The 11,565-nt window shown below is 46.3% G+C and carries 12 protein-coding genes and 1 riboswitch; of the genes, 10 read left to right on the top strand and 2 right to left on the bottom strand.

Annotation, left to right across the window (positions count from 1 at the left end; translation table 11 throughout):
• Positions 1–9 precede the first annotated feature (9 nt).
• Positions 10–243 (top strand): YuzB family protein, encoded by a 234-nt coding sequence (locus tag KNP94_RS08395; RefSeq protein ID WP_088837684.1) that lies wholly within the window; start codon positions 10–12, stop codon positions 241–243.
• 60 nt (positions 244–303) lie between these two features.
• Here KNP94_RS08395 and KNP94_RS08390 read toward each other — a convergent pair whose 3' ends face one another.
• A complete protein-coding gene (locus KNP94_RS08390; protein ID WP_088837683.1) occupies positions 304–870 on the bottom strand; it encodes an ECF transporter S component in 567 nt (188 codons plus the stop codon).
• A gap of 157 nt (positions 871–1,027) precedes the next feature.
• Positions 1,028–1,167: riboswitch (FMN riboswitch) on the bottom strand.
• Positions 1,168–1,283: 116 nt separating this feature from the next.
• Here KNP94_RS08390 and KNP94_RS08385 point away from each other — a divergent pair.
• The 4 genes from KNP94_RS08385 to KNP94_RS08370 all read left to right on the top strand — a co-directional run bounded on the left by KNP94_RS08385 (position 1,284) and on the right by KNP94_RS08370 (position 3,687).
• On the top strand, positions 1,284–1,634 hold the full coding sequence (locus tag KNP94_RS08385) for a HesB/IscA family protein (RefSeq protein ID WP_029331252.1): 351 nt from the start codon (positions 1,284–1,286) through the stop codon (positions 1,632–1,634).
• 124 nt (positions 1,635–1,758) lie between these two features.
• Positions 1,759–2,625: an NAD-dependent epimerase/dehydratase family protein gene (locus tag KNP94_RS08380; RefSeq protein WP_088837682.1), complete on the top strand. Its 867-nt coding sequence runs from the start codon at positions 1,759–1,761 to the stop codon at positions 2,623–2,625.
• Positions 2,622–3,131 (top strand): GNAT family N-acetyltransferase, encoded by a 510-nt coding sequence (locus KNP94_RS08375; RefSeq protein ID WP_215115544.1) that lies wholly within the window; start codon positions 2,622–2,624, stop codon positions 3,129–3,131. The genes KNP94_RS08380 and KNP94_RS08375 overlap by 4 nt, the downstream gene beginning before the upstream one ends.
• A gap of 58 nt (positions 3,132–3,189) precedes the next feature.
• The gene (locus KNP94_RS08370) at positions 3,190–3,687 is read left to right on the top strand and encodes a GNAT family N-acetyltransferase (protein ID WP_215115543.1); all 498 of its coding nucleotides are present in this window, start codon (positions 3,190–3,192) and stop codon (positions 3,685–3,687) included.
• Positions 3,688–3,768: 81 nt separating this feature from the next.
• On the opposite strand, the gene KNP94_RS08365 is transcribed toward KNP94_RS08370, so the two are convergent.
• On the bottom strand, positions 3,769–4,764 hold the full coding sequence (locus KNP94_RS08365) for an NAD(P)/FAD-dependent oxidoreductase (RefSeq protein WP_214804324.1): 996 nt from the start codon (positions 4,762–4,764) through the stop codon (positions 3,769–3,771).
• A 243-nt stretch (positions 4,765–5,007) separates the two neighbouring features.
• On the opposite strand from KNP94_RS08365, the gene KNP94_RS08360 reads away from it, so the two are divergent.
• The 5 genes from KNP94_RS08360 (at position 5,008) to ptsG (KNP94_RS08340) (ending at position 11,559) form a co-directional block, all read left to right on the top strand.
• Positions 5,008–6,219, top strand: coding sequence for an NAD(P)/FAD-dependent oxidoreductase (locus tag KNP94_RS08360; protein WP_088837678.1), 1,212 nt, complete (start codon positions 5,008–5,010; stop codon positions 6,217–6,219).
• 84 nt (positions 6,220–6,303) lie between these two features.
• Positions 6,304–6,621, top strand: coding sequence for a YuiB family protein (locus tag KNP94_RS08355; protein WP_029331243.1), 318 nt, complete (start codon positions 6,304–6,306; stop codon positions 6,619–6,621).
• Positions 6,622–6,721: 100 nt separating this feature from the next.
• A complete protein-coding gene (gene glcT / locus KNP94_RS08350) occupies positions 6,722–7,579 on the top strand; it encodes a glucose PTS transporter transcription antiterminator GlcT (protein ID WP_215115542.1) in 858 nt (285 codons plus the stop codon).
• A 223-nt stretch (positions 7,580–7,802) separates the two neighbouring features.
• Entirely contained in the window at positions 7,803–9,326 is a 1,524-nt protein-coding gene (gene ptsG, locus KNP94_RS08345; protein WP_088837677.1) for a glucose-specific PTS transporter subunit IIBC, read from the top strand.
• A gap of 139 nt (positions 9,327–9,465) precedes the next feature.
• Positions 9,466–11,559 carry a glucose-specific PTS transporter subunit IIBC gene (ptsG, locus tag KNP94_RS08340; protein ID WP_214766915.1) on the top strand — a complete coding sequence of 698 codons (2,094 nt, stop codon included), beginning with the start codon at positions 9,466–9,468 and terminating at the stop codon, positions 11,557–11,559.
• Positions 11,560–11,565 lie beyond the last annotated feature (6 nt).

Genomic DNA, 11,565 nt, shown 5'->3' with positions numbered 1-11,565 from the left:
GGAAAAAAAGTGAATCCCATTATTGAATTTTGTATCAGTAACTTAGCGGCAGGGACCCAAGTCGTCATGTCACAACTCGAACGCGACCCGAATGTCGATGTCGTCGAGTATGGTTGTCTTGGCTACTGCGGCATCTGCTCGCTTGATCATTTTTGTCTTGTTGACGGCCAGACCGTCATCGGAGAGACACCGGAAGAACTGTTAGAAAACATCTACGCTAAAATCGAAGAAAATGAACTCTAAAAAAATCCCCCACCTCAAATGAAGTGGGGGATTTTGTCGGTCGGCGGGCGCGCCTAGGACTTATGCAGCTTGTTGACGACGGTTGATCCAAGGTTTTAATTTTAAGAACAGCGGAATGAAGAGTGCTGAGATGAAGAGGGCCTTGATGATGTTGAACGGCAAGATACCAGCGATGATCGTTGTCCATTTGACAGCCGGATCAAGCATGTAGTCCATCCCGAAGAACCAAGCATATGCCGGGAGGATCAACACATAGTTGAGAATCGCAAGTCCAAGTGCCATGGTAATGGTTCCTGCGACTAAGCCGGTTGCAAGACCTTGCGTTGATTTCTTTTTATGGTAGAACCAGCTGACAGGAAGAATGAAAGCAACACCCGCTGCAAAGTTTGCAAGTTCGCCGACCGGAACACCGCTTCCGCGGAAAATATAATAGAGAACGTTCTTCAATGCTTCGACGATTACACCCGCTACCGGTGAGAACATGATAGCAGCAATCAACGCCGGGACATCACTGAAGTCGATTTTTAAATAGTTCGGTAAAAAGGGTAGTGGGAAGTTGAGTAACATAAGAACAAATGAAATTGAACCTAACATTGAGAGTGTGACCATTTTTTGAGTGCGTTTCATACGAGTAAAATCTCCTTTTTTTCGTTCCTCTCGATGAAGTATTGGCATGACTGCGTCCAAAATAAACCCCCGTTGAATAAGATTCAACAGGGGAGAAGTCCGCAATAAAATAAGCCTATCCGAAATGTGCAAAATCGGAATAAGTCTATATACATGCCGCCATCTTCTCCCATCCAGACTATACTGTCGGCTCCTGAGTCACACAGAATCAGCAAATAGCGCCCTATTCGCTCGCGGGCTTCAGACAAATGTCTGTTTACCGCCGGTCGGGAATTTCACCCTGCCCTGAAGATGGAACGATTTAATTTTTTTGATACAATTCATTTATACAACGAATTCAAGATAGTTTCAAGCAACTAGGTTTCGAATCTACGTAAAGTTGCGTATACTATAGAAAAAGGGAAGGTGATTACATGATCCAATTAACAGAAGCAGCTGCTCTTCAAGTCAAAGAGATGATGCAACAAGCGCCGGACGATGAAAGAAATCTCCGCATGCTCGTTCAAGGTGGCGGATGCAGTGGTCTCTCCTACGGAATGGGTTTCGATAGCCAAAAGGAGACGGACCTGACATTTGAGCAACATGGTGTCAATGTCATCGTCAATGAAAAAGACTATCCGGTCGTCAAAGGATTAGAAATTGACTATAAACAATCGATGCTTGGTGGCGGATTCACAATCACGAATCCGAATGCAATCGCGACATGCGGCTGCGGGACATCATTTAGAACAGCGACGAACGCCGGGACACCCGGTGGTTGCTAACTCACAACGTGGACCTCAGAGTCCGCGTTTTTTTGTTTTTTCGTGCGATACAGGATTTTAAGAATCGGGTAGAGAAGACAGTAGGGCAACGGAATGAGTACGTCATCATTAAGGAGGACTATCGATGCGAAAAGTGTTGATTTTTGGTGGGACACGTTATTTTGGAAGACGCCTGGCATTACGACTCGCTGACGCCGGCGATGATGTGACGCTCGTCACACGGGGGGAACATACGCCACCTGTCGCGAAGGGCTTGACATTCTTTAAAGGGGACCGGACGTCAAGCAGTACGATGAAAGATTTAGGGAGTCAAAACTGGGATATCATCTACGACAATATTTGTTTTAATCCATATCAAGCAAAACTTGCCGTCGATGCATTCGAAGGAAAGGTCGGACGCTACATCTTAACGTCGACGATGTCCGTCTATGACGGGGGAGGAGCAAATCTTTCAGAGCGGGATTTCAATCCGTTTCCCGGGAAATATGACTTGGAACAGGAACATGATTACGGGGAAGGAAAGCGCCAAGCAGAAAGTTATTTCTTTCAACGGGCGACATTTCCTGTTATCGCCGTTCGCTTCCCGGTCGTCTTAGGACCGGATGATTACACGGAACGTCTCGTCTTCCATGTGAAACGTGCGCTCGCAGGGACTCCTGTGGTGGCTGAAAACCTCTATGCGAAGATGGGATATATCTCAAGCTATGAAGCGGCCTCGTTCCTTGAATGGTGTGGTCGTTCGACGATGACAGGACCAATCAATGCAGCGAGTGACGGGGTGTTATCGATTCAAGATTTGATGGATAAGATTGACCGTGTCGCAGGAACGGAATCAACGTTCGCGACGACGGGCGACGATGAATCACCACTGGCGCCGGAACGTGATTTCTACATGGATACGTCAGCAGCGAAAAAAGCCGGCTATTTATTCCAACACGTCGACGAGTGGCTCGATCGACTCATTGAAGAGGAGGTACGAAATCACAAATGATTACGTTAGTAAAACCGTCCGTCCATCTCGAAGCGGAGTATTTAGACTTTTTGGCAGAATGGGAACAATCCAGGGAACCGATTGTCCCGAGTGTCGTCAGCAAAACGTTTTTACCCCTCGCTGACTTTTTAGAAGAGCAGGAACAAGAGGCATTGACGGCTCCGGAGAACTGGGTGACGCACTCGACGTATTGGTTTTACGACGGGAAACAAATCGTCGGTGCTGTGAACTTCCGTCATGACTTAAGCGATGGTTTAAAACAAATCGGGGGTCATATCGGATACGGGATTCGGCCGAGCGCCCGGAAGCGCGGTTACGCGACAGAAGGTCTGCGTCAAGCACTTGAAGTCGCAAAAGAACGTGGACTAGAATCGGTCTTGATTACGTGCAGTGCAGACAACATCGCGTCAGGACGTGTCATCGAAGCGAACGGCGGAGAAGAACTGGAGTCATTTATGAAAGAAGACGGGTCACGTGTACGACGATTCAATGTCCCGCTGTCTTAACATCATTCTAATCATCCTACTCTGATTAGGATGATTTTTAATTTGAGGGAGGATAGTTATGCAGATACGCCAAGCGACAGTAGACGACGCTGAAGCAATCGCGAACGTCCATGTTTCAGCGTGGCAAGAGACCTATCGCGGCATCATTCCTGACGACTACCTCAATCAGTTGTCGACAGAAAAGCGTGCCGCTGCATGGCGGGAATTGTTAGTTGGTGGACTTGTTTTTGTTGCTGTCGACGCAAAAGGTTTGATTGGTTTTGCCCACGGCAAGCAAAATCAAACAGAATCGACGGAAGGCGAACTGTCAGCGATCTATTTGTTGCGTTCGTATCAAGGGCGCGGAATCGGTCGCGCCTTAGTCAACCGTGTCGTCCGTCAGTTGGAGGAACATGGTGTTACGTCACTCATCATTGCCGTGCTCGCGGATAATCCAGCCTGCCACTTTTATGAACGACTCGGAGGTATCCGTGTTTCCGAATGTGTGATTGAACGCGGTGGGAAAGAGCTAGAGGAATATGTATACCGAGTTGCTTTACCGATTGCTGCTTCATAAAGAAGAACACAGATTTTTTAGGAACCGCAAAAAAAGAAGCGTTGCTTCGATTTACACCGAGGAAACGCTTCTTCATGTCCATTAATGATTTTTTACTTTTTCGAACAGGCTGGTCGAGTGTTGTGGATGACGGGCGGACGGATCGACGAGTAGTTTCGCTTGATTGACAGCAATCGGTGCTTCACCGAAGCCGGTCGCAATCAATTTGACACGACCGTCGTACGTCGCGATGTCACCACAGGCAAAGATGCCGGGGATCGCCGTCTCCATTTTCGAATTGACGCGAATCGAATTGCGTTCAAACTCGACTTCCCATTCTTTTAACGGGCCGAGCGACGAAACGAAACCGAAGTTGCAGACGACGTCATCTGCCCCGACGACGACGACTTCTTCCGTTTCCGCATGTTTGAACGTCAGAGTTTCGATACTCTCTTCACCGGTAACGGATTCGAGCGTATACGGTGTCATGACATTGACGGATGAGTTGTGGAGCAGTTCGACTGAATGTTCATGTGCACGGAACTTATCGCGACGGTGAACGAGCGTGACGGATTTCGCGATCGGCTCAAGCATCAATGACCAGTCGACAGCGGAATCGCCACCACCGAGTAAGACGACTTGACGATCTTTGAAGCGATCCATTTCATTGACGAAATAGTGCAAGTTACTCGTTTCGAACCGTTCAGCATCGGCAACACCAAGTGGACGGGCAGCGAACGAGCCGTTACCTGCCGTCAAGATGACGGTCTTCGTGAAGTGTTCTCCTTTGTTCGTCACGAGGCGGATGATTCCGTCTTCGAGGCGCTCGTAGGCGACGACCGTTTCGCCGAGGACATACGTCGGGTCGAATTCATTTGCTTGTTCAAGCAAACGATCGACTAAATCCTGAGCTTTGACTTTCGGGAAGCCGGCAATATCATATATATATTTCTCGGGATAAAGCGTCGCCAGTTGCCCACCGAGTTGGGGGAGACTTTCGATGACTTTCGTCTTCATCTGACGCATCCCTGAATAAAACGCGGTGAACAATCCGACTGGACCGCCCCCGATAATCGTGACATCATATGGTTGGTACATCTGATTCCCTCCTATAGTTGGATACTCCTATTATATAGGTAGGAGGGGCGGGTGTTGCAAGTACGGGAAATCTTACATTTTTTTCAGCATTTCTAGAATTTTCTTTTGCAATCCGTCAGAAAAAGTGTTTCAATAAGCTTATAGACATGTGAACATTATTTGAACAAAGTTTTTGAGCATTTATTTGTAATTGAATGTGAAGAAAATCACAACAAAACTACCATTCGTAAGGAGTATCAGAACATGAACACACCTAACATTGTTATTCTTGGAGCCGGCTACGGTGGATTGATCACAGCAGTCAACCTTCAAAAGAAACTTGGCGTCGATCAAGCCAACATCACATTGATCAACAAACACGACTATCATTACCAAACTACTTGGTTACATGAACCTGCGGCAGGTACGATGTCAGCAGAACAAGCGCGCATCTATATCAATGATGTCATCAATCCTTCACGCGTCAAACTCGTTAAAGGGATTGTTGAAAAAGTCGATACGGCAAGCAACACAGTGAAACTTCAAGACGGTGGAGCTGTTCCTTACGATTACGTCGTCGTTGCACTCGGTGGCGTTCCAGAGACTTTCGGAATCAAAGGATTGAAAGAGAACGCTCTAACGATCAGCTCATTGAACAGTGTCCGGAAAATCAAAGAACACATCGACTATTCATTTGCAGAATACAAAACGACTGGTTCAACGGATCGTTCACTTCTGACGATCGTCGTCGGTGGAGCTGGATTTACAGGAATCGAGTTCATGGGTGAGCTCGTCAACCGGATTCCAGAGCTTTGTAAACAATACGATATCCCACGCGAACTCGTGCGTGTCGTCAACATCGAGGCAGCTCCGACTGTCCTTCCTGGATTTGATGCGGATCTCGTCAACTACGCACACAAATGGCTTGAGCGCCAAGGGATCGAGTTCAAACTCGGTAACGGCATCAAGGAATGTGGTCCTGGAACGGTTACGTTTGGTCCACTCCAAGGTGATACAACAGAAACGATTGAAGCGAACACAATCATTTGGACAGGTGGCGTCAGTGGGAACCCGGTCGTTGCGGCATCAGGTTTCGAAGCAATGCGTAACCGTGTTGTCGTTGAGGAAGATCTTCGTGTCCCTGGACATGACAATGTCTTCATGATTGGTGACTGTTCAGCAGTCATGGACCCAAGTTCAAACCGTCCATACCCGCCAACAGCACAAATCGCGACACAACAAGCGCATAAAGTCGCTGAAAACATTTCAGCACTCATCGGTGGACGTGAAACATCTACGTTCACATATGAAAATAAAGGAACAGTCGCATCACTTGGTCATAAAGATGGGATCGGTATGGTCTTCGGTAAGAAGATTTATGGTCGTAACGCATCATTCATGAAAAAAGTCATCGACAACAAACATTTCCTTGAACTGAAGAAAATTGGTCTTGCGATCAAAAAAGGTAAATTCTAAGTTCACCTTTTAGGCAAATGTACACTCGTGCATTTGCCTTTTTTGTCGGTTATACTAGACGAAGAGATTTAAAGGGGGAACATTATGCATATTATCCAAGCCGTGATCGGGAGTGTACTTTATCTCGTCATGTTCTTTAGTATTGGTTTTATCTTAAACATGTTGTTACGTAGCACATGGATTATGCTCGTCTTATATCCGGTCATCATCATCATGATGATTGATAATCAGTCGACGCTTGAATATTTTACGAATGCGAAAAAAGCAATTCCAGCGTTAGGTGATCGAATCATGGGTTTGCAGACAGCGGACGTTACGATGTTTGCGGCAGGACTTGCCGGTATCATCATTGCCGGAATGTCGATTCGTTTCCTGCGTAAAAGTGGTTACCAAATGTTTTAAAGCCTACTTGAGTAAGTAGGCTTTTTTAGTGCGTGGAAACACGTTATAATAAAAACAGTGTCTTTAAAAAATGTGTAAGAGCAGATAGGGTTGAGAGCGAATGGATAAACAAATGTACCACGTTATCAAAGTCTTGAATAATAATGTCGTCATTTGTTCGACTGGTGCAAATCAGGAAGTCATTATCCTCGCAAAAGGGATTGGCTTCGGACGGAAGCCAGGCGATCAACTGACGGATCTTGAAAAATTAGAAAAAGTCTATACCTTGAAGGATAAAGAAGAGCAAGACCAATATAAAGCACTCGTCGGGCATTTAGATGAAAATTTCGTCGCCTTGATGAATGATATCGTCTCGATGATTGAAACGCGGTTCGGTAAGCGCGTTGATGAACATATCCATATCGGACTGACGGATCATTTGACGTTTACGTTCAAGCGGCTCGAACAAGGGATGGAGGTCACGAATCCCTTTTTAGCGGAAACGGAAGCTTTGTATCCGGAAGAATATGCGCTTGCTGAGGAAATCGTTGAATTTATCAGTGCCGAGATGAATTTTTATCTTCCGCCGGCAGAAACAGGATTCATCGCACTCCATATTCATTCGGCGACGAACTTTAAAGATGTGCTCGAAGTCAATCGTCATCATCAACTCGTCGGATTAATTGCGAGTCATATCGAACAACGGCTAGAAATTAAAATCGATCGAAAATCGTTGGATTATAAGCGTTTAATTCGCCATCTCCGCTCGGCGATTGAAAGGGTTTCCAATGGGGAGTACCTAGAGGCGCCAAAAAAAGTAGAAAAGCTATTGCGTGAAGAATATCCCCTGTGCTATGATACTGCTTGGGAGCTGATGTCCATCATGGAACGTCAGTTGAAGAAAGCGGTACCGCGCGGTGAGGCGACGTATCTTACGATGCATCTGCAACGCTTAGTGCAGTACGATTTAGGTAAATGACCGCACGGACTACGTGTTACTGATACGATCAGGCATGAGTGGGAAGTCGGACAAAATGGTTTATTTCCGTTAGATTCATTTCGCGGGATAAGTGTATTTTGTTCTACAATCCGCTCGTGCCTGATTTTTTTCTGTAAAAATCGGTCGGATGTCTGACTTTTTTCAACCTGTCATTGGTATTATTCATTATTCCTAGATTTTAGATTAAGAGGAGGAAACACACATGTTCAAACAGATTTTCGCTGTTCTTCAACGTGTCGGTAAAGCGTTAATGCTTCCTGTTGCGATTTTGCCAGCTGCCGGGATCTTACTTGGATTCGGTAACGCGATGCAAAATCCGAACTTGACGTCAAAACTCGAGTTCTTAAAAAATGATGCGATCATCAAGGTTGCAAAATTGATGGAAGCAGCCGGGGATATCATCTTCGGTAACTTAGCACTCTTATTCGCGGTCGGTGTCGCGATTGGTTTAGCAGGGGACGGCGCAGCCGGACTTGCAGCAATCGTCGGATTCTTGATCATGAACAAAACGATGAGTGTTTGGCTCGGCGTTACACCAGAAATGGTCGCAAACGGTCAAGGGTACGCAAACGTACTTGGTATTCCGACACTTCAAACAGGTGTCTTCGGTGGTATCATCATCGGTTTACTCGCAGCCTGGGCTTACGGTAAGTATCACAATCTTGAATTGCCGCAGTTCCTCGGATTCTTCGCAGGTAAACGTTTCGTTCCAATCGTTACAGCAGTCGTTTCATTATTCGCAGGTCTTGTACTTGTCTTCGTATGGCCATTCGCTCAAGACGGGTTGAACTCATTCTCTCACTTCATGATGGAGAAAAACCCGACGCTTGCAGCTTTCGTCTTCGGTCTCATTGAGCGTTCATTGATTCCGTTTGGTCTTCACCATATCTTCTACGCACCGTTCTGGTTCGAATTCGGTTCGTACACGAACGCAGCAGGAGATGTTGTCCGCGGTGACCAAGCAATCTTCTTCGCACAGTTAAAAGATAACGTTGAATTAACAGCTGGTACGTTCATGACTGGTAAATTCCCGTTCATGATGTTCGGTCTTCCGGCAGCAGCACTTGCAATGTACCATGAAGCACGCCCAGAGCGTCGCGCAGTCGTTGGTGGTCTTCTTGGATCAGCAGCACTTACAGCTTTCTTAACAGGTATCACAGAGCCAATCGAATTCGCATTCTTATTCGTTGCTCCAATCTTGTTCGCAGTACACGCAGTTTTCGCAGGTCTTTCATTCATGACAATGCAACTCTTGAACGTTAAAATCGGGATGACATTCTCTGGTGGATTGATTGACTTCCTTCTCTTCGGTGTCCTTCCAGGACGTACGCAGTGGTGGCTTGTCATCGTCGTCGGTCTTGTTCTTGCAGTCGTTTACTACGTTGGATTCCGTTTTGCAATCCGCAAGTTCAACTTGAAAACACCAGGTCGTGAAGATGAAGTACAAGAAACTTCATTGGCTCAAGGTTCTGAGCTCGCAGCGGGCATCCTTGACGCACTCGGTTCTGAATCAAACATCAAACATCTTGACGCATGTATCACACGTCTTCGTGTTGAAGTTCTCGACAAGTCGAAAGTCGACAAAAACGAATTGAAAAAACTTGGAGCCGCTGGTGTCCTTGAAGTGGGTAACAACGTTCAAGCGATCTACGGACCAAAATCAGATAACATCAAATCTGAGATCCAAGCCGTCATCAATTCACGTAAACAAGAAAAATCAGTTTAAGTCTTTAAGTAAAGTGAGTCTTCCGAAATCGGGAGGCTCATTTTTTTGTGTTTCAAAGAATTGTTGTGATTAGTTTTGCGGGAGAAAGATTCAGGGTATGAACTAAATAGTCTGGTCAAAAAAAGGAGGGAAATCACTGATGTGGAAAAATGTATTCGGAGTGTTGCAACGGATTGGTAAAGCATTGATGTTACCAGTTGCCATCTTGCCGGCAGCGGGGCTTCTACTGGCCTTTGGTACGGCTTTTCAAAACCCGAACCTGACGCAGTATCTGCCTTTTCTCGAAAATGATTCGCTCGTCGTCATCTGGCGTGTCATGCAAGACGCAGGGGATATCATCTTTGCGAACTTAGGATTACTGTTTGCCGTCGGGGTTGCGATTGGTCTTGCGAATGGGGAAGGGGTCGCAGGGCTTGCTGCAATCGTCGGATTCTTGATCATGAACAAGGTTATCAGTTCATTCCTACAAATCACACCGGAAAAAGTTTCGGAAGCGCAACAATCAAGTGACTTATCGTACGCAACTGTATTAGGGATACCGACCTTACAAATGGGGGTATTCGGAGGGATCATAGCGGGGTTAATTGCCGCATATAGCTATAATAAATTCTTTAAAATCAAACTACCGGACTTTCTTGGATTCTTCGCCGGTAAACGGTTCGTACCGATTGCAACAGCGCTATTCAGTTTAGTCGCTGGTTTTGCACTGTCCTTCATCTGGCCGCCGATTGGGAGTGGGATTAACACGTTCTCGAAAACAATCATCGAGTCAAATGAAACGTTATCAGCCTTCATCTTTGGCTTAGTCGAACGGTCACTCATTCCATTCGGTCTTCACCATATTTGGTATTCAAGTTTTTGGTTCCAATTTGGTGAGTATACGGATAAAGCAGGCACGGTTATCAACGGGGACCAGCGAATTTTCTTCGCTCAGTTAAAAGATGGTGTTCCGTTCACGGCCGGGACGTATATGACCGGGAAATATCCGTTCATGATGTTCGGACTTCCGGCAGCTTGTCTCGCGATGTATCATACGGTTGCGAAAGATCGTCGTAAAGCAGTTGAAGGACTCTACTTCTCTGCTGCTTTAACATCGTTCCTGACAGGGATCACGGAACCAGTCGAGTTTTCATTCGTGTTCGTGGCACCGTTATTGTTTGCAGTCCACGCTGTTTTTGCAGGATTGTCATTTATGATCATGGACATCTTGAACGTTAAAATCGGGATGACCTTCTCAGGTGGATTGATTGACTACACCTTATTCGGAATCTTACCGAACAGGACCGCCTGGTGGCTCGTTATTCCGGTTGGTTTGGTCTTCGCCGTCATTTATTACTTCGGATTCCGTTTTGTGATCACGAAGTTTGATTTAAAAATTCCAGGACGTGAAGCAATTAAGGAAGGGGCGGCAACAGCTGGTGCGACGGCTGGTGAGCTCCCATATGAGATTCTGCAAGCGTTTGGTGGACCATCGAATATCAAACACCTCGATGCGTGTATCACACGTCTGCGGATTACCGTTAATGATAAATCGGGTGTCAACAAGGATCGTCTGAAAGAACTTGGCGCAGCCGGTGTATTAGAAGTTGGCGATAATGTCCAAGCCATCTTCGGTCCGAAATCAGATGGCATCAAGACGGAAATGGCAGAAATCATGAACGATCCAAATTATCAACCACCTGAAAAACCAGAAGCTGACCCGATTCCGCAAGTTCCGACTGGAGCTGAGTCACGTGGGGAAGAACGGGAAGACTTAGCAGGATCAGGTGGAGAGTATGTACCAAGTGACGGATACGTCTCGCCGCTGAGCGGAACGATTCGTTCGCTTGATGATGTACCAGATCAAGTCTTCTCTGGCCGGATGATGGGGGACGGGTATGCAATCGAACCAACTGAAGGTTATGTTGTTTCTCCAGTGTCCGGTGAAATCACGACCTTCTTCCCAACGAAACACGCGATTGGAATCCTGGCCGATAATGGTGATGAGATTTTAATTCACATCGGAATTGATACGGTTTCACTCGAAGGAAAAGGTTTTGAAGCACTCGCGAAAGCGGGAGATCGTGTTGAGCCAGGAACACCACTGCTGAACGTCGATCTCGAACAAATTCGCCCGCTTGTGCCGTCACTCTTAACGCCGATCATTGTCACGAACAGTGGTGACCGAAAAGTAACGGTTGATATTGGCCGGACGGTTGAAGCAGGAGAGAAAGTCACGTATGAGATTAAATGACGTCAT

Origin of the sequence: Exiguobacterium sp. s80 (assembly GCF_018618725.1) — a bacterium.
GTDB lineage: Bacteria > Bacillota > Bacilli > Exiguobacteriales > Exiguobacteriaceae > Exiguobacterium_A > Exiguobacterium_A oxidotolerans.
This window is presented reverse-complemented; position numbering and strand designations above follow the sequence as displayed.

Excerpts from the sequence above, each read along its gene's own strand:
- KNP94_RS08390 (WP_088837683.1), bottom strand. The coding sequence starts at position 870 with ATGAAACGCACTCAAAAAATGGTCACACTCTCAATGTTAGGTTCAATT.
- ptsG (WP_214766915.1), top strand. The coding sequence starts at position 9,466 with ATGTGGAAAAATGTATTCGGAGTGTTGCAACGGATTGGTAAAGCATTG.
- KNP94_RS08365 (WP_214804324.1), bottom strand. The coding sequence starts at position 4,764 with ATGTACCAACCATATGATGTCACGATTATCGGGGGCGGTCCAGTCGGA.
- ptsG (WP_088837677.1), top strand. The coding sequence starts at position 7,803 with ATGTTCAAACAGATTTTCGCTGTTCTTCAACGTGTCGGTAAAGCGTTA.
- KNP94_RS08370 (WP_215115543.1), top strand. The coding sequence starts at position 3,190 with ATGCAGATACGCCAAGCGACAGTAGACGACGCTGAAGCAATCGCGAAC.
- KNP94_RS08380 (WP_088837682.1), top strand. The coding sequence starts at position 1,759 with ATGCGAAAAGTGTTGATTTTTGGTGGGACACGTTATTTTGGAAGACGC.
- KNP94_RS08355 (WP_029331243.1), top strand. The coding sequence starts at position 6,304 with ATGCATATTATCCAAGCCGTGATCGGGAGTGTACTTTATCTCGTCATG.
- KNP94_RS08385 (WP_029331252.1), top strand. The coding sequence starts at position 1,284 with ATGATCCAATTAACAGAAGCAGCTGCTCTTCAAGTCAAAGAGATGATG.
- KNP94_RS08375 (WP_215115544.1), top strand. The coding sequence starts at position 2,622 with ATGATTACGTTAGTAAAACCGTCCGTCCATCTCGAAGCGGAGTATTTA.
- KNP94_RS08360 (WP_088837678.1), top strand. The coding sequence starts at position 5,008 with ATGAACACACCTAACATTGTTATTCTTGGAGCCGGCTACGGTGGATTG.
- glcT (WP_215115542.1), top strand. The coding sequence starts at position 6,722 with ATGGATAAACAAATGTACCACGTTATCAAAGTCTTGAATAATAATGTC.